This is a genomic window from Streptomyces sp. NBC_00322 (assembly GCF_036147535.1).
Taxonomy (GTDB): domain Bacteria; phylum Actinomycetota; class Actinomycetes; order Streptomycetales; family Streptomycetaceae; genus Streptomyces.
Genome location: NZ_CP108019.1, coordinates 2,847,832 through 2,864,028, shown reverse-complemented (window position 1 = coordinate 2,864,028; position 16,197 = coordinate 2,847,832). Strand labels below are relative to the sequence as shown.

Annotated in this window: 15 protein-coding genes and 1 pseudogene; 10 read left to right on the top strand and 6 right to left on the bottom strand. The window is 69.2% G+C overall.

Features of this window, described 5'->3' with window-relative positions:
- Nucleotides 1-3 precede the first annotated feature (3 nt).
- The 3 genes from ilvN to serA all read left to right on the top strand — a co-directional run bounded on the left by ilvN (nt 4) and on the right by serA (nt 3,459).
- Nucleotides 4-528 (top strand): acetolactate synthase small subunit, encoded by a 525-nt coding sequence (gene ilvN / locus OG905_RS12810; protein ID WP_324988442.1) that lies wholly within the window; start codon nt 4-6, stop codon nt 526-528.
- A 74-nt stretch (nt 529-602) separates the two neighbouring features.
- Nucleotides 603-1,604 (top strand): ketol-acid reductoisomerase, encoded by a 1,002-nt coding sequence (gene ilvC / locus OG905_RS12805; RefSeq protein WP_328668026.1) that lies wholly within the window; start codon nt 603-605, stop codon nt 1,602-1,604.
- A 262-nt stretch (nt 1,605-1,866) separates the two neighbouring features.
- Nucleotides 1,867-3,459, top strand: coding sequence for a phosphoglycerate dehydrogenase (gene serA / locus OG905_RS12800; protein WP_328668024.1), 1,593 nt, complete (start codon nt 1,867-1,869; stop codon nt 3,457-3,459).
- Nucleotides 3,460-3,621: 162 nt separating this feature from the next.
- Here serA and OG905_RS12795 read toward each other — a convergent pair whose 3' ends face one another.
- A complete protein-coding gene (locus OG905_RS12795; RefSeq protein WP_328668023.1) occupies nt 3,622-5,169 on the bottom strand; it encodes an MFS transporter in 1,548 nt (515 codons plus the stop codon).
- A 96-nt stretch (nt 5,170-5,265) separates the two neighbouring features.
- Between OG905_RS12795 and OG905_RS12790 the strand changes: the two genes are divergently transcribed.
- Entirely contained in the window at nt 5,266-5,838 is a 573-nt protein-coding gene (locus tag OG905_RS12790; protein WP_328668021.1) for a TetR/AcrR family transcriptional regulator, read from the top strand.
- 5 nt (nt 5,839-5,843) lie between these two features.
- On the opposite strand, the gene OG905_RS12785 is transcribed toward OG905_RS12790, so the two are convergent.
- Complete coding sequence (locus OG905_RS12785) at nt 5,844-7,088, bottom strand: PucR family transcriptional regulator (RefSeq protein WP_328668019.1); 1,245 nt, start codon at nt 7,086-7,088, stop codon at nt 5,844-5,846.
- A 175-nt stretch (nt 7,089-7,263) separates the two neighbouring features.
- Between OG905_RS12785 and OG905_RS12780 the strand changes: the two genes are divergently transcribed.
- The 3 genes from OG905_RS12780 to OG905_RS12770 all read left to right on the top strand — a co-directional run bounded on the left by OG905_RS12780 (nt 7,264) and on the right by OG905_RS12770 (nt 10,243).
- Complete coding sequence (locus OG905_RS12780; protein ID WP_328668018.1) at nt 7,264-8,190, top strand: proline dehydrogenase family protein; 927 nt, start codon at nt 7,264-7,266, stop codon at nt 8,188-8,190.
- 35 nt (nt 8,191-8,225) lie between these two features.
- The gene (gene pruA, locus OG905_RS12775; RefSeq protein ID WP_328668016.1) at nt 8,226-9,857 is read left to right on the top strand and encodes an L-glutamate gamma-semialdehyde dehydrogenase; all 1,632 of its coding nucleotides are present in this window, start codon (nt 8,226-8,228) and stop codon (nt 9,855-9,857) included.
- Nucleotides 9,858-10,003: 146 nt separating this feature from the next.
- The gene (locus tag OG905_RS12770; RefSeq protein WP_328668014.1) at nt 10,004-10,243 is read left to right on the top strand and encodes a hypothetical protein; all 240 of its coding nucleotides are present in this window, start codon (nt 10,004-10,006) and stop codon (nt 10,241-10,243) included.
- A 5-nt stretch (nt 10,244-10,248) separates the two neighbouring features.
- On the opposite strand, the gene OG905_RS12765 is transcribed toward OG905_RS12770, so the two are convergent.
- On the bottom strand, nt 10,249-10,596 hold the full coding sequence (locus tag OG905_RS12765; RefSeq protein ID WP_328668012.1) for an ArsR/SmtB family transcription factor: 348 nt from the start codon (nt 10,594-10,596) through the stop codon (nt 10,249-10,251).
- A complete protein-coding gene (locus OG905_RS12760; RefSeq protein ID WP_328668010.1) occupies nt 10,593-11,048 on the bottom strand; it encodes an SRPBCC family protein in 456 nt (151 codons plus the stop codon). The genes OG905_RS12765 and OG905_RS12760 overlap by 4 nt, the downstream gene beginning before the upstream one ends.
- A 106-nt stretch (nt 11,049-11,154) precedes the next feature.
- On the opposite strand from OG905_RS12760, the gene OG905_RS12755 reads away from it, so the two are divergent.
- The gene (locus OG905_RS12755; RefSeq protein ID WP_328668008.1) at nt 11,155-11,697 is read left to right on the top strand and encodes a GNAT family N-acetyltransferase; all 543 of its coding nucleotides are present in this window, start codon (nt 11,155-11,157) and stop codon (nt 11,695-11,697) included.
- Between the two features lie 77 nt (nt 11,698-11,774).
- Here OG905_RS12755 and OG905_RS12750 read toward each other — a convergent pair whose 3' ends face one another.
- On the bottom strand, nt 11,775-13,811 hold the full coding sequence (locus tag OG905_RS12750) for a phosphocholine-specific phospholipase C (protein ID WP_328668007.1): 2,037 nt from the start codon (nt 13,809-13,811) through the stop codon (nt 11,775-11,777).
- Nucleotides 13,812-14,270: 459 nt separating this feature from the next.
- On the opposite strand from OG905_RS12750, the gene OG905_RS12745 reads away from it, so the two are divergent.
- Nucleotides 14,271-14,399 (top strand): hypothetical protein, encoded by a 129-nt coding sequence (locus tag OG905_RS12745; RefSeq protein WP_266488649.1) that lies wholly within the window; start codon nt 14,271-14,273, stop codon nt 14,397-14,399.
- Nucleotides 14,400-14,406: 7 nt separating this feature from the next.
- On the opposite strand, the pseudogene OG905_RS12740 reads toward OG905_RS12745, so the two are convergent.
- Nucleotides 14,407-14,904: pseudogene (locus OG905_RS12740) on the bottom strand (phosphoesterase); the annotation flags it as partial.
- Nucleotides 14,905-14,998: 94 nt separating this feature from the next.
- Here OG905_RS12740 and OG905_RS12735 point away from each other — a divergent pair.
- Nucleotides 14,999-16,042 (top strand): 3-isopropylmalate dehydrogenase, encoded by a 1,044-nt coding sequence (locus OG905_RS12735; protein ID WP_328668003.1) that lies wholly within the window; start codon nt 14,999-15,001, stop codon nt 16,040-16,042.
- The last annotated feature ends 155 nt before the right edge of the window (nt 16,043-16,197 follow it).

Here is a 16,197-nt window from a genome sequence, read left to right as displayed (position 1 = left end):
ACCATGTCCAAGCACACGCTCTCCGTCCTGGTCGAGAACACGCCAGGCATCCTCGCCCGGATCGCCGCGCTGTTCTCGCGCCGCGGGTTCAACATCGACTCGCTCGCTGTCGGCGTCACCGAGCATCCCGACATCTCCCGCATCACGATCGTGGTCAATGTCGAGGACCTGCCGCTGGAGCAGGTGACCAAGCAGCTCAACAAGCTCGTCAACGTTCTGAAGATCGTCGAACTCGAGCCCGCCGGTGCGATCCAGCGTGAACTCGTTCTGGTGAAGGTCCGCGCAGACAACGAGACCCGCTCGCAGATCGTCGAGATCGTGTCGCTGTTCCGCGCCAAGACCGTGGACGTCTCACCCGAGGCGGTCACGATCGAGGCCACCGGCGGTGCCGACAAGCTGGACGCGATGCTCAAGATGCTGGAGCAGTTCGGCATCAAGGAGCTCGTCCAGTCCGGCACGATCGCCATAGGGCGCGGCGCCCGGTCCATCACGGACCGGTCCCTGCGGGCCCTCGACCGTTCCGCCTAGCGAGACCCCTCACCTTCCTCACCCCCTTCCGCCGTACGGTGGGACGCAACACTGCACACCAAGGAGATATCCCAGTGGCCGAGCTGTTCTACGACGACGATGCCGACCTGTCCATCATCCAGAACCGCAAGGTCGCGGTCATCGGCTACGGCAGCCAGGGCCACGCCCATGCGCTGTCGCTGCGTGACTCGGGTGTCGACGTCCGTGTCGGTCTGCACGAGGGCTCCAAGTCCAAGACCAAGGCCGAGGAGCAGGGCCTGCGCGTGGTGACGCCCGCCGCGGCCGCGGCCGAGGCCGACGTCATCATGATCCTCATCCCGGACCCGATCCAGGCCCAGGTGTACGAGGAGTCCATCAAGGACAACCTGAAGGACGGCGACGCGCTGTTCTTCGCCCACGGCTTCAACGTGCGCTTCGGCTTCATCAAGGTCCCGGCCGGTGTGGACGTCGCCCTCGTCGCCCCCAAGGGCCCGGGCCACCTGGTCCGCCGCCAGTACGAGGAGGGCCGCGGCGTCCCGGCGATCGCCGCCGTCGAGCAGGACGCCTCCGGCAACGCGTTCGCCCTGGCGCTCTCGTACGCCAAGGCCATCGGCGGCACCCGCGCCGGCGTCATCAAGACCACCTTCACCGAGGAGACCGAGACCGACCTCTTCGGTGAGCAGGCCGTCCTCTGCGGTGGCACGTCCGCGCTGGTCAAGGCGGGCTTCGAGACCCTGGTCGAGGCCGGCTACCAGCCGGAGATCGCGTACTTCGAGTGCCTCCACGAGCTGAAGCTGATCGTGGACCTGATGTACGAGGGCGGCCTGGAGAAGATGCGCTGGTCGGTCTCCGAGACCGCCGAGTGGGGCGACTACGTCACCGGCCCCCGCATCATCACGGACCAGACGAAGGCCGAGATGAAGAAGGTCCTCTCCGAGATCCAGGACGGCACGTTCGCCCAGAACTGGATGGACGAGTACCACGGCGGTCTGAAGAAGTACAACGAGTACAAGACGCAGGACGAGAACCACCTGCTGGAGACCACCGGCAAGGAGCTTCGCAAGCTCATGAGCTGGGTCGACAACGAAGAGGCGTAAGCCCGTGGGCCGGGGAGCCGGGACCAGAGTGTCCCGGCCCCCGGCCACCTTGCTGGGCCGCGATCGGGTGCTTCTCCACTCTGTCCAGCCACGGACGGGTGATCCTGCCTTCGAGGAGCAAGATGCACCCCCTGGCACCACTACACTTCTCAAACACATACGCGTTCAGGCCCACAGTGTCGTGCGTCTTCCACGCGGCTAGCCCCCTCCACCGCCTGCGGCCGTCGGGACGGCCGTCCGCACTGGACTTGTGAGGACTCACGTGAGCTCGAAACCTGTCGTACTCATCGCTGAAGAGCTGTCGCCCGCCACCGTCGACGCGCTGGGCCCGGACTTCGAGATCCGGCACTGCAACGGCGCCGACCGGGCGGAGCTGCTCCCCGCCATCGTCGATGTCGACGCGATCCTCGTACGCAGCGCCACCAAGGTCGACGCCGAGGCCATCGCCGCCGCGAAGAAGCTGCGCGTCGTCGCCCGCGCCGGCGTCGGGCTGGACAATGTCGACGTCTCCGTCGCCACCAAGGCCGGCGTGATGGTCGTCAACGCCCCCACGTCGAACATCGTCACCGCCGCCGAGCTCGCCTGCGGTCTGCTGGTCGCCACCGCGCGCAATATCCCGCAGGCCAACACCGCCCTGAAGAACGGCGAGTGGAAGCGCTCCAAGTACACCGGTGTCGAGCTGAGCGAGAAGACCCTCGGTGTGGTCGGGCTCGGCCGCATCGGCGTTCTGGTCGCCCAGCGGATGTCCGCCTTCGGCATGAAGATCGTCGCGTACGACCCCTACGTACAGCCCGCGCGCGCCGCGCAGATGGGCGTCAAGCTGCTGACGCTCGACGAGCTGCTCGAGGTCTCCGACTTCATCACCGTCCACCTGCCCAAGACCCCCGAGACCCTCGGGCTGATCGGCAACGAGGCGCTGCACAAGGTCAAGCCGGCGGTCCGGATCGTCAACGCCGCGCGCGGCGGGATCGTCGACGAGGAGGCGCTGTACTCGGCACTCAAGGAGGGCCGGGTCGCCGGAGCCGGCCTGGACGTGTACGCGAAGGAGCCGTGCACCGACTCCCCGCTCTTCGAGCTCGACCAGGTCGTCTGCACCCCGCACCTCGGCGCGTCCACCGACGAGGCGCAGGAGAAGGCGGGCATCTCCGTCGCCCGCTCGGTGCGTCTCGCGCTCGCCGGTGAGCTCGTGCCGGACGCGGTGAACGTCCAGGGCGGCGTGATCGCCGAGGACGTGCGCCCGGGTCTGCCGCTCGCCGAGAAGCTCGGCCGGATCTTCACCGCGCTGGCGGGGGAGGTCGCGGTCCGTCTCGACGTCGAGGTCTACGGCGAGATCACCCAGCACGACGTGAAGGTGCTCGAACTGTCCGCGCTCAAGGGCGTGTTCGAGGATGTCGTCGACGAGACGGTCTCGTACGTCAACGCCCCGCTGTTCGCGCAGGAGCGCGGCGTCGAGGTCCGGCTGACGACGAGCTCGGAGTCCCCGGACCACCGCAACGTCGTCACCGTCCGCGGCACGCTCTCGGGCGGCGAGGAGGTCGCGGTCTCCGGCACGCTGGCCGGTCCCAAGCACCTCCAGAAGATCGTCGCCATCGGTGACTACGACATCGACCTGGCGCTCGCCGACCACATGGTCGTCCTGCGGTACATGGACCGTCCCGGCGTCGTCGGCACGGTCGGCCGGATCCTCGGTGAGGCCGGGCTGAACATCGCGGGTATGCAGGTCTCGCGCGCGGAGGAGGGCGGCGAGGCGGTCGTCGTGCTCACGGTGGACGACACGGTGCCGCCGGCGGTGCTGGCGGAGATCGCGGACGAGATCGGCGCGGCGTCGGCGCGATCGGTGAACCTGACGGACTGATGGGCCGGGGGCGCTGCCCCCGGACCCCCGCGCCTCAATCGCCGGCGGGGCTGAGTGTGCGGCGCTGCCGCACACTCAGCCCCGCCGGCGATTGAGGACATGCGGCCGAAGGTCGCATTCGGGGTCTGGGGCGGAGCCCCAGCTACGGGAAGGGGTGGGGGACTACAAAGCCGCCACCTCGTCCGCCCGCGCCTCCGCCGCCGCCGGCACACCCCGCAGCAGCGCCCCCGCCAGCACCGCCGCCCCCACCAGCAGCACCCCCGCGCCCCCCGCCGCCAGCTGCATCCCGTGCGTGAACGCCTCCCGGGCGACGCCCAGTACCGAATCGCCGAGCTTCCCCGGCAGCTGCCCGGCGACCGCCGTCGCGCCGCCGAGCGTCTCGCGGACCGTGGCCAGCGCCCCGGCCGGCACACCCTGGGGCGCCGAGTCCGTGAGGTCCGCGCGGTAGACCGCCGTACCGATGGAGCCGAGCACCGCCATGCCCAGAGCTCCGCCGAACTCCTGGCCCGTCTCCAGCAGGGAGGCGGCCGAACCGGCCTTCTCCGCCGGGGCCGAGGCCAGCGCCAGGTCCGAGATCAGCGCCATGACGGTGACGATGCCGCAGCCGATGACGGCCGCGCCGGCCAGCAGCATCCAGAGCGATTCCGTGCCGGTGAGGGTGAGCAGGGCGAACCCGACGGCGGCGATGAGGAATCCGGCGGCGATGACATACGCCCGGTCGATCTTCTGGCCGACAGCCGCCGCGGTCGGGGCCGCGGCACCGACGGCGAGGGACGGGGCCAGGCTCCACAGCGCGGCCTCCATGGTGCCCATGCCGAGCACGGACTGCAGGTACTGGGTGGTGAAGTAGGCCGAGCCCATCATCGCGAAGGCGGCGATGGTGTTGAGCGCTATCCCTGAGCCGAAGACGCGGTCCCGGAACAGCTCCCTGCTGACCATCGCGTCGGTACGGCTCCGCTGGCGGCGTACGAAAAGCGCGCCGACGGCCAGACCGGCCGCGATGCACAGAGCCATGGCGAGGCTGAAGCCCTCGGCCGCGATCTCCTTCAGGCCGTACACCACCGGCAGGACGGCTCCCATCGACAGCGGCACGCTCAGCAGGTCGAAACGGCCGGGGGCGGGGTCCTTGAACTCCGGTACCAGCACGGGGACCAGGATCAGCAGAAGCAGCATCGCGGGCACATTGATCAGGAAGACCGAGCCCCACCAGAAGTGGTTGAGCATGACGCCGCTCATCACCGAACCGAGGGCGATACCACCGGCCATGGCACCCGACCAGATGCCGATGGCCTGACTGCGCTGCTTGTCGTCCTGGAACATGTTGCGGACCAGGGCCATGGTCGAGGGCATCAGGGTGGCCCCGCCGATGCCGAGCAACGCCCGTGCGGCGATGAGCATTTCGGCGCTCTGCGCGTAGGCCGCGCCGACCGAGGCGATCCCGAAGGCCGTGGCTCCGATCAGCAGGAGCCTGCGGCGGCCGATGCGGTCGCCCAGCGAGCCCATGGTGATCAGGAGCCCGGCGAGGGCGAAGGCGTAGATGTCGAAGATCCACAGCTGCTGGGTGCTGCTGGGATCCAGTTCGCGGCTGATCGCCGGGATGGCGAAGTAGAGGACCGAGACGTCCATCGAGACCAGGAGGAGGGGCAGCAGGAGGACCACGAAGGCGGTCCATTCCCGGCGTCCGGCGCGAAGTGCGGTGGAGTTCGTCATGCAGAGCAATGTACGGACGTCATAAACGTTTGTCTAGAACGAATGTATAAGACGATGGTCTAGGACGCCTGTATGTCGTAGCGGTACGCTTCCGACATGGGACATCGTGAGGATCTGCTCGAAGGCGCGAAGCGCTGCCTGCTGGAAAAGGGCTACGCCCGGACGACCGCTCGGGACATCGTCGCCGCCTCCGGCACCAACCTGGCCTCGATCGGTTACCACTACGGCTCGAAGGAGGCGCTGCTCAACCAGGCCTTCCTCGCGGTCACCGAGGATTGGGGCGACGCCGTAGGACCGGCGGACAAGGAAGGGTCCGAGCTGCCGGCGGATCCCATCGAGCGCTTCGAGAAGACCTGGGAACAGGTCATCGCCTCGTACGAGGCCAGCCGCGCGGTCTGGAAGCTCCAACTCGAGGTCGTCTCGCGGCTGGACGACGACGAGATGCTGCGCGACGCCATCAGGGAGCCGCAGAAGGAGGGCCGGGCGGGCCTGGCGGAGGGCTTCTTCGGAGTGGATCCCGAGGCCGATCCGGAAAAGGCCCGGGCGGTGGGGCTCTTCTGTCAGGCGATGCTGACGGGCGTGATGATCCAGTGGATGGTCGACCCGGACACGGCTCCGTCGGCGAAGGACCTGACGGACGGCCTCAAGGCGATCCTGGACACGCCCTAAGTGCCTTACAGGCGCGCCGCCTTGAGCGCCATGTGCAGCAGCAGCCTGTCCTCGCCCTCGCCCAGGTCGAGGCCGGTGAGCTGCTCGACGCGGGAGAGCCGGTAGTAGAGGGTCTGCCGGTGGATGCCGAGCGCGGCCGCCGTGCGGCCCGCCTGGCCCGAGTGGTCGAGGAACACCTCGGCGGTGCGGGCCAGTTCGGCGTGGGACCGGTCGAGCAGTTCGCGTACGGCGGGGTCCTGCGGGCGGTCCGCGGGGAGCGCGGTCAGCATGCGGTACGGGCCGATCTCCGACCACTGCGCGACCGGGCCGAGCCCGGGCTGCGCCCGTGCGGCGCGGGCCGCGGAAGTCGCCTCCAGCCAGGCGGTGTTGAGGTCGGCGAGCCCGCGGCGCGGGGTCGCGATCCCGGCGGTCGCCCCGGCCGCGCCCGCGTCGGCGCGGAGCCGGTCCGCGGAGGTGCGGACGGGGGAGAGCGCGTCGGCCGACCGCAGGCGTACGAGCACGGCGAGCGCGGGCGCGTCCAGGACGTCGTCTCCGCGGGGCGCCTCCTTCGGGCCGCCGCCCGCAGGAGCGTCCACCCCCGTACCTGAAGCCGGGCCGTCGCCCTCGCCGGTCGAGCCGGTGGGCCCGCGGACCGTGCACAGCGCAGCCGTGCCCGGCAGCGACCGGGACGACGGGGCGTCGGCCGCCGCCCACGGGCTCACGCACACCACCGTGTGCAGCCCGTCCGCGCCCGCGTCCCCCAGGGCCGTGCGCAGCGCGGCCACCGCCATGTCGTACTGCCAGCCGCGCTCCGCCGTCAGGACCGCGCGCAGCTCCCGCGACAGATCCGCCCCCGCCCGCTCCTCGTCCGCGAGCAGCGTGCCGATCCGCGTCGTGACCTCCATCGCCGCGGCGAGCTGCGCCTCGGTGGGGCCGGGTGTCGCGTCGAGCAGCCATACGTAACCGAGCACGATGCCCCGGTGGCGTACGGGAAGACAGATCCGGTCCCGGTTGACCCCCGCGTCCGGGGCCGCCGGAATGCGGACCGGGCCGGTCGCGCGGGCGATGCCGAAGCCCTCGAACCAGGAGCGGACCGCCGGTGTGGACTTGCGGGTCAGGATCGAGCGGGTCCTGACGGGGTCCATCGCGGTGTCGTCGTCGCTGTCGTGCGCGCCGAAGGCGATCAGCCCGAAGTCGCGGTTCTCCAGCGTCGCGGGGACGGCCAGCAGCGCCGAGATCTCGTCGACCAGGTCTTGGTAATCGCCCTTCATTCGGACATTCTCGCACCCCCTTCAGACATATGTCTGAGATCCGGGCCACGGATGCGTGACAGCTGTCGATGGCAGAGGATCGGAGCGATCCTTAGGTTTCACGGTGGTTCTTCGTGCCGTTCCCGATTCGTTCGGTTCCGGCCTCCTTCTGCCCCTGTTTCCGTGGAGGTGCCCCGTGCTGGGTCCCGTGATCCTCGCCGCGTCCCGCAGCGACAAGATGCGACGTTTCGTCTCGGCCGCCCCGGGGACCAAGCAGGTCGTCTCGCGGTTCATCGCCGGTGAAACGGTCGAGCAGGTCATCCCGATCGTCAAGGAGACCGTCGCCAAGGGCCTCGAGGTCACCCTGGACGTCGTCGGCGAGGACATCACCACCCGCGATCAGGCCTACGCCGCGCGCGATGCCTACATGGAACTGATCGAGCACCTCGAAGACCTCGGCCTGGGCGCGAAGGCCGAGATGTCGGTCAAGCTGTCGATGTTCGGCCAGTCCTTGGAGGGCGGCCACGAGCTGGCGCTCTCCAACATCCGCCCGGTCGTCGAGGCCGCCGCCTCCATCGGCACCACGGTCACCCTGGACGCCGAGGACCACACCACCCTCGACTCGATGTTCGCCATCCACGAGGAGCTGCGGAAGGACTATCCGCAGACCGGCTGTGTGATCCAGGCGTACCTCTTCCGCACCGAGGACGACGCCCGCCGGCTCGCCGACGCCGGCTGCCGCGTCCGCCTCGTGAAGGGCGCGTACAAGGAGCCCGAGACCGTCGCCCATCAGAGCAAGGCCGAGATCGACAAGGCGTACGTCCGCATCCTCAAGATCCTCATGGAGGGCGAGGGTTACCCGATGATCGGGTCCCACGACCCGCGCCTCATCGCCGTCACCCAGGAGCTCGCCCGCCGCGCCGGGCGCAAACTGGACGAGTACGAATTCCAGATGCTGTACGGCATCCGCAGCGACGAGCACGTCCGGCTCGCGGCGGAGGGCCACCGGATGCGCGTTTACACGGCGTACGGAACCGACTGGTACGGCTACTTCATGCGCCGTCTCGCCGAGAAGCCGGCCAACCTGCTGTTCTTCGTCCGGTCGATGATCACCAAGGGCTGAGCCCTCCCACCCCTCATAAAGGAGTAACGGAACTCATGGACGCTGTGACCCAGGTCCCCGCCCCGGTCAACGAGCCGGTGCACGGCTACGCCCCCGGTTCCCCCGAGCGCGCCCGTCTGGAGGCCAAGCTCAAGGAGCTGTCCGAGAACCCGATCGAGCTGCCGATGACGATCGGCGGCGTCAAGCGGATGGGCGGCGGCGAGCGCTTCGACGTCGTACAGCCGCACAACCACAAGGCGGTCATCGGCACCTTCGCGGGGGCCACCCAGCAGGACTCGCAGGACGCGATCGACGCCGCGCTCGCCGCCGCCCCGGCCTGGCGCGCGATGTCCTTCGACGACCGTGCCGCGATCATCCTGCGCGCGGCCGAGCTGCTGGCCGGTCCGTGGCGCGAGACGCTCGCCGCCTCCACCATGCTGGGCCAGTCGAAGACCGTGCAGCAGGCCGAGATCGACACCCCCTGTGAGCTCGTCGACTTCTGGCGCTTCAACGTCAAGTACGCCCGCGACCTGCTCGCCGAGCAGCCGCCGGCCAACTCGCCGGGTGTGTGGAACCGGATGGACCACCGCCCGCTCGAAGGCTTCGTCTACGCGATCACCCCCTTCAACTTCACCGCGATCGCGGGCAACCTGCCCACCGCGCCCGCCCTGATGGGCAATGTCGTGGTGTGGAAGCCGTCCCCGACGCAGACGCACGCCGCCGTGCTGCTGATGCAGCTCCTGGAGGAGGCGGGCCTGCCCAAGGGCGTCATCAACCTGGTGACCGGTGACGGCATCGCCGTCTCCGAGGTGGCGCTGAACCACCCCGACCTGGCCGGTATCCACTTCACCGGCTCGACCAAGACCTTCCAGCACCTGTGGAGGACGGTCGGCAACAACATCGAGAAGTACCGCTCCTACCCGCGCATCGTCGGTGAGACGGGCGGCAAGGACTTCGTCGTCGCCCACCCGAGCGCCGACCGCGCCGTGCTGAAGACCGCGCTGACCCGTGGCTCCTTCGAGTTCCAGGGCCAGAAGTGCTCGGCGTCCTCGCGTGCCTACGTCCCCGCCTCGATCTGGAACTCCGGCTTCAAGGAGGAGTTCGCGGCCGAGGTCGACGGGATCAAGATGGGTGATGTCACGGACCTGTCGAACTTCATCGGCGCCGTGATCGACGAGCGGGCCTTCGCCAAGAACAAGGCCGCGATCGACCGCGCGAAGGCGGACCCGAGCTGCACGATCGTCGCGGGCGGGACCTACGACGACTCGGTCGGCTACTTCGTCCGCCCGACGGTCGTCGAGTGCTCGGACCCGGCCAACGAGGTCTTCACGACGGAGTACTTCGGCCCGTTCCTCGCGATCCACGTCTACGAGGACGACCGGTACGACGCGATGCTGGAGCAGATGGAGTCGGTCTCCGCGTACGCCCTGACGGGCGCGGTGATCGCGAACGACCGTGCGGCGGCGGCTTACACAATGGAGAAGCTGCGGTACGCCGCGGGCAACTTCTACATCAACGACAAGTCCACCGGCGCGGTGGTCGGCCAGCAGCCCTTCGGCGGCGGCCGCGCGTCGGGCACCAACGACAAGGCGGGCGCCCCGCAGAACCTGATGCGCTGGACGCTGACCCGCGCGATCAAGGAGACGCTGGTCCCGCCGACGGACTACTCCTACCCGCACATGGGCTGACGCCCTCGCGTGAACGCCTGAACGCCTGAACGCCTGAAGGCGTGAACCCCTGAACCCCGCCCCCGCCCCGGCCCCCACGCCGGGCCGGGGGCGGTGCACGTCATAGGGGTCTACGCTGCTTGGAGGGGCGCCGGAAGGAGGGCGTGATGCCAGGTTCAACGACGTTGAAGGCCGGGCACGGGGTCGATCCGGTCGAGCACACCGATGCCGTGCGGCTGGCCTCCGTACTGCGCGAACTGAGCGGCCTGCTGACCGTGGAGGGGCCGAACCGGCTCACCGACGCACAGGTCAGCGCCCTGTGCGGGGGACAGGTGCACCACCGGCAGGAGTTCGGCGAGTGGATCGCCCGGCTCGCGCGGGAGCTCAGCCAGAAGGTTTCGGCGTAGGCGCCTCAGCCTTCGGTTTCCGCCTCCGCCTCGGCGATGCGCTTGATCGCCGAAAGCCGGGCGTCCCACTCCGAGGCCACGCGGTCCATCCACCGCGCCGTGACGCCCAGCCGCGCGGGCAGCACCGTGTAGCGCGCCTCGCGGCCCTCCCGGTGTCCGGCCACCAGGCCGGCCCGGGCGAGGACCGCGAGATGCTTGACGATGGCCTGCCGGCTGACCGGCAGCTCCGTCGCCAGGACCGTGGCGGTCGCCTCGCCGTGCGCGGCGAGGGCGTCGAGTATCCGGCGGCGGGTCGGGTCGGCCAGCGCCGACAGGACCTCCGTCACGGCGTCCTGGCTCGATTCCGTTGTCATGCGGCGAGCTGCTCCGCGTACTTCTGCAGGTTGCCGACCACCTCGGTCCAGCCTGTCGAGTGGCTGTCGTATCCGGCGGTGGCGGCCTTGTCCTCGGGGATGGCGAGGGCGGCGAAACCGGTCTCCACCACGCGCAGACGGGTGCCGTCGCCGTCGGGGGTGAGGGTGAACTCCACCAGCGTGGAGTTGCCCTCGACGGCCTGCTCCCCGGGGAAGGCGCTCGCCCAGCGGTACGAGAAGTGGTGCGGCGGGTCGACCTTCACGATCGTGGTCGGGAACTGCCCGTACTCGCCGTGGTCGAGCTGCATGGTCCCGCCCGGGCGCAGGTCGACCGGGGTCGGCCTGCCCTGGCCGAACCATGAGCCGACGTGCTCGGGCTCGGTGAGGACTGCCCACACGCGTTCCACCGGTGCGGCGATGGTGATCTCTCGTTCGATGCGGTCCTTGCTCATGTTCCCTGCCTCCTGTTCGGCTGTGACGTGCTACTCAATGGTTGCACGTCCCGGAGGGCTAGTGCAACCCTTCGGTTGCACTAGGGGCTCTGGGAGGATGCCGAGCATGAGTGAGACGCTGCGCACCGCCCACACCTTCGAACTCAGCCCTGCCGAACTCCTTCAGATCCGCACCCTGTTGACGGACGCGTTCCACGGGAGCTTCAGCGACGACGACTGGGACCACGGCCTGGGCGGCATCCATGCGCTGGTGCACGAGGACGGGGAGCTCGTCGCGCACGGCAGCGTGATCCAGCGCCGGGTGATCCACCGGGGCCGCTCGCTGCGTATCGGATACATCGAGGCCGTGGCCGTACGCGCCGACCGGCGGCGGCGCGGGCTCGGCGGCCTGGTGATGGAAACCCTGGAGCGGGTGATCGACGGGGCGTACGACCTCGGCGCGCTCTCCGCCTCCGACGACGGGGCCGAGCTGTACCGGGCGCGCGGCTGGCAGCTGTGGCGAGGCCGGATCGATGCGCTCGGCCCGAGCGGAGTGGTGCACCTCCCGGACGAGGAGGACTCCACCTACCTGCGGCCGGCCGCCGCCCGTCCGCTGCCCGACCCGTCCGCCGCGCTGCTCTTCGACTGGCGCGACGGCGACGTGCTCTAAGGGCGGGTGAGGAACCGCGGCCGGGGCCCACGAACGGCTCCAGTTGCTCCGCGTCGTGGGCCTCCAGGACCTGTCGGTCAGCCGCTGACGCTCGCCGCCCCGGTCTCGATGTGGCCGGTGTACCGCCGCGACCAGGTCGAGTCCACGTCCGTGGTGACGGTGAAGTCGTACCAGCCGTTCTGGTACGCCACCGCGTTGAAGTAGTCCTCGGTGGAGCCGCCCGCCGGGACGGTGTACGACCAGGGGCCGTCCGAGCGGTAGTTGTTCGAGGTGATCGTGAACGTCGCCGCCGAGGCCGAGGCGTTGGTCAGCTTGAACCAGATCGCGAGCTTGCCGGTGCCGCTCTGCACGCCGTAACGCGCCGCCACCTCGAGCGACTTGCCCGCCTTCGTGGCATCACCCGTGAAGCGCCGCAGGAAGCGGTTCGGTCCGGCCATGCTGATGTCGTACTTGCCGGAGCCGTACCCCAGACCGATGTTGAAGTAGTCGGATGCCGTACCGCCCGCGTCGACGGTGTACTGCCAGGGCTCGGTGGAGCGGTAGGCGTTGGGGTGGATGGAGAAGTGCGCGGCGCTCTTCGCCGGTGTGCCCTGGTTGGCCATGCGGAACCAGGCCAGGATCTTGCCGCTCGCACCGAACTCCAGCCGGTCGAGATTGCCGTTCGGCTGGTAGGGCAGGGCGCGCGCCGGGCGGGTTCCGGCCTCCTGTCCCGGCAGGGCGTTGTTCGTGGGGACGGGGTTGGGCAGCGGTCCGCACGTGCCCTGGCCGATGACCTTCGCCGTGCCGGGCAGCGACGGCACTCCGTACACCGGATTGGCGAAGTCGAACACGCCGGTGAGGTCGCCGGTCACCTTGCGCCGCCAGGCGCTGATGTTCGGGCAGGTGGCGGGCTTGCCGATGGCGGAGGTCCACGTTTCGAGGAAGCGCAGCACCGAGGTGTGGTCGAAGACCTCGGAGCTGACCCAGCCGCCCCGCGTCCAGGGGGACATCACCAGCATGGGGACACGGAAGCCCAGTCCGTACGGGACGCCGTTCAGGAACTCGCCCGGCGTGCCCGCGGGCGGCGCCGGAGGCGGGACATGGTCGAAGAAGCCGTCGTTCTCGTCGTAGTTGAGGAAGAGAACGGTCGAGTTGAAGACCTCGGGGCTGGCGGCGAGCGCGCGATGGACCAGGTCGACGAAGTGGGCGCCGTCGCCGGGCGGGGCGTAGGGGTGCTCGGAGAAGGCCTCGTTCGCCACCACCCAGGAGACCTGCGGCAGGGTCCCGGCCAGTGCGTCGGCCTTGATCGCGGCGGCGATGTCGTCGGGGGTGGACCCGGTGACCTTCGGGACGGAAGCCATGCCTCGGTCGTAGAGGGGGCTGCCGGGCGTGGCCGTCTCGAACTGCTTGAAGTACGCGAGACCGTTGTCGCCATAGTTGTCCTGGGCGTTCTGGTAGACCTTCCAGGTCACCCCGGCGCGCTGGAGCGCCTCCGCGTACGTCTCCCAGGTGAGCCCCGACTCGTCGCCGCCGTCCGAGCTGCTCGCGTCGACCTTGCCGCTCCACAGATAGGTGCGGTTGGGGCCGGTGGCGCTCAGCGTGGAGCAGAAGTAGGCGTCGCAGATCGTGTAGTTGTCGGCGAGCCCGTAGTGGAACGGTATGTCGCCGCGCTCCAGGTAGCCCATCGTGCGTACGTTGCCGACGCCCCACACCCAGTTGTCGAGGCGGCCCTTGTTCCAGGCGGAGTGCTGGGAACTCCAGCTGTGCGGCAGGTCGCCGTTGCACTGGGCGAGGGTCTCGCCGTCCACACCCCCGGCGTCGGGCGTGGCGCTCAGCTTCCACGGGTACTGGCGGCCCAGGCCGCTCGGCTGGTTGAAGACGCTGTGCCCGCCGGCGAGGGTGATACCGCTCCGGTCGGCGAAGCCGCGTACGCCCTTGAGCCTGCCGAAGTAGTGGTCGAAGCTGCGGTTCTCCTGCATCAGGACGACCACGTGCTTCACATCCGTGATGGTCCCGGACGCCTCCGCCGCGCGAACCGTCTCGGTGGCCGCCCCGGCCGGTGTCGAGGGGAGAGCGGCCGCCGCCGCAACGCCCGCGCCAAGAGTCACAAATCCCCTACGGCTGATCGGTGTCATTCGCCCCGCCCCGGTCACGTGTGTGCCCCTGTGGCACACCGAGCGCAAGGGTCCAGGCAACGGCCGTAATGGTCCACAGTCGTGCGGGAAGAGATCAGTGAACACCTGCTGAACGCCGATCCGGGCGTCACGACGATCGGGACGACCTCTCCCGTACCGCCGGAGCTGGTCCGAGCCGGCGGGAAGTGTCGCCGTCAGGGCCCTGATCCGCCAGCTGAGAGCCCTCTTCAGGTGATCGCCGTCTCAGATAGTAGGAAGTCCGACTAATTGTGGAGACAGAAGCGCGTACCTGTCCTAGCTTTGTAGAAGCCGAACGTCTCGCTCGATCCAGCGAATGGCGGTCGTGAGCACGTGCCCCAAGCAGGCAACCCCTGCGGCACCGCTCCCCGCCCCTTCCGGCGCCTCGTAGATACACCATGCGGCTCCGCCGCGTGGCTGTGATTCAAGGAGTCGATCACCATGCCCGCTGAGACCGCACGCCGCGTCCGCCGTTCCTCCCGCACGAGCGAGTCCGACCGCAAGAATGCCGCCGCCGCCCTGCAGCGAGCCCTCGACCGCAGGGACAACGGCGGCTCCACCGGCCACTAAAGGGCTGTCAGCTCGAGGACCGCTTGACCTCGAAGTAGTCGATGCGCTTGCCGCTCTCGGCGAGCGCGGAGACCTTCAGCGTCGGCGCCGTACCGGACTCCGCCTCCACCGCGAGGAAGGAGAAGCCGGTGTAGCGCACCCGCGACCACTCCACGGTGTCAGGGTCCGGCAGCCGCAGCTTGGTCCAGTGGAAGGTCAGGATGGTGTCGTGGTCATGGACATTGCCCTCGTAGCTGTCCTCGACCCCGAGCGCGAAGCTGTAGAGCTCCTTGCCGGCGCCGCCCGCCGTGACGTACACGATGCCGTCCCGCGTCGGGTCGGTGGACGCCCCGACCGGCACCGGCTTGCCGATGTCGCCGCCCTTGATCGCGTCCGTACGCTCGTAGACATGGTTGTGGCCGTTGATCACCAGATCGACATGGTGCTTGGTCAGCAGCGGCAGCCAGGCGTCGCGCACCCCGCCGTCGGAGGCGTGGGTCGCCCCGCCAGACGCCGGATGAACGAAATTCAAACCGGAGTTGGTTGATCCGTGGAGCTCGGGTCGTCCAGATGGTGGACGTCAAGTGTCATTGAATGGGACGCGGAGTTAGGGTGCCGACATGTCTCGCAGCATCAATCTCGCAGTGATCCCCGGTGACGGCATCGGCCAGGAGGTCGTGGCCCAGGGCCTGAAGGTCCTGACGGCCGTCCTCCCGCAGGATGTGAAGCTGGAGACCAAGGAGTACGACCTCGGCGCGCAGCGCTGGCACCGCACCGGAGAGACCCTCCCCGACGCGGAGCTCGACTCCCTCAAGAACCACGACGCGATCCTGCTCGGGGCAATCGGCGATCCGTCCGTGCCGTCCGGTGTGCTGGAGCGCGGGCTGCTGCTCAAGCTCCGCTTCGCCTTCGACCACTACGTCAACCTGCGCCCGTCGAAGCTGCTCCCCAACACCGCGACCCCGCTGGCAGGCCGCCCCGACATCGACTTCGTCGTCGTCCGCGAGGGCACCGAGGGCCCGTACACCGGCAACGGTGGTTCGCTCCGTACGGGCACCGAGCACGAAGTCGCGACCGAGGTCAGCCTGAACACGGCGTTCGGTGTCGAGCGCGTCGTCCGTGACGCGTACGAGCGGGCCAATGCCCGCCCCCGCAAGAAGCTGACGCTGGTCCACAAGAACAACGTCCTCGTCTACGCCGGCCACATGTGGAAGAACATCTTCGACAGGGTCGGCACGGAATACCCCGAGGTCACCACCGACTACCTGCACGTCGACGCGGCGACGATCTTCTTCGTCACCCAGCCGGAGCGCTTCGACGTCATCGTCACCGACAACCTTTTCGGTGACATCCTCACCGACCTCGCCGCTGCCGTGACCGGCGGCATCGGCCTGGCCGCGTCCGGCAATATCAATCCGACGGGGGCCTTCCCGTCGATGTTCGAGCCCGTCCACGGCTCGGCGCCCGACATCGCGGGCACCGGCAAGGCCGACCCGACGGCCACGATCCTGTCCGTCGCCCTCCTGCTGCGCCACCTCGGCTTCGAGGCCGAGGCCGTGCGTATCGAGGAGGCCGTCTCCGCAGACCTCGCGGGACGCGACGGCAGCACGGTCCGTACGACGGACGAGATCGGCGACGCGCTCGCGGTACGAGTAGCGAGCTGACCCGACGCTTCCACCAAGCCGCCGGGTCGCAACCGCACCCGGCGGCTTCTCCTGTGCGGCCTCCGGGTGCCACCATTCATCCCTGGACCGCATTCACTGTGTTTCGTGCACGGCGCCCCGCGGGCGATAATCGGACGCGGGCCGCGGCATGCGGG

Coding starts and splice junctions, on each gene's coding strand:
- OG905_RS12765 (WP_328668012.1), bottom strand. CDS start 10,596: ATGACAACGGAATCGAGCCAGGACGCCGTGACGGAGGTCCTGTCGGCG.
- OG905_RS12755 (WP_328668008.1), top strand. CDS start 11,155: ATGAGTGAGACGCTGCGCACCGCCCACACCTTCGAACTCAGCCCTGCC.
- ilvN (WP_324988442.1), top strand. CDS start 4: ATGTCCAAGCACACGCTCTCCGTCCTGGTCGAGAACACGCCAGGCATC.
- OG905_RS12735 (WP_328668003.1), top strand. CDS start 14,999: ATGTCTCGCAGCATCAATCTCGCAGTGATCCCCGGTGACGGCATCGGC.
- OG905_RS12760 (WP_328668010.1), bottom strand. CDS start 11,048: ATGAGCAAGGACCGCATCGAACGAGAGATCACCATCGCCGCACCGGTG.
- pruA (WP_328668016.1), top strand. CDS start 8,226: ATGGACGCTGTGACCCAGGTCCCCGCCCCGGTCAACGAGCCGGTGCAC.
- OG905_RS12790 (WP_328668021.1), top strand. CDS start 5,266: ATGGGACATCGTGAGGATCTGCTCGAAGGCGCGAAGCGCTGCCTGCTG.
- OG905_RS12795 (WP_328668023.1), bottom strand. CDS start 5,169: ATGACGAACTCCACCGCACTTCGCGCCGGACGCCGGGAATGGACCGCC.
- OG905_RS12770 (WP_328668014.1), top strand. CDS start 10,004: ATGCCAGGTTCAACGACGTTGAAGGCCGGGCACGGGGTCGATCCGGTC.
- OG905_RS12745 (WP_266488649.1), top strand. CDS start 14,271: ATGCCCGCTGAGACCGCACGCCGCGTCCGCCGTTCCTCCCGCACGAGC.
- OG905_RS12785 (WP_328668019.1), bottom strand. CDS start 7,088: ATGAAGGGCGATTACCAAGACCTGGTCGACGAGATCTCGGCGCTGCTG.
- OG905_RS12750 (WP_328668007.1), bottom strand. CDS start 13,811: ATGACACCGATCAGCCGTAGGGGATTTGTGACTCTTGGCGCGGGCGTT.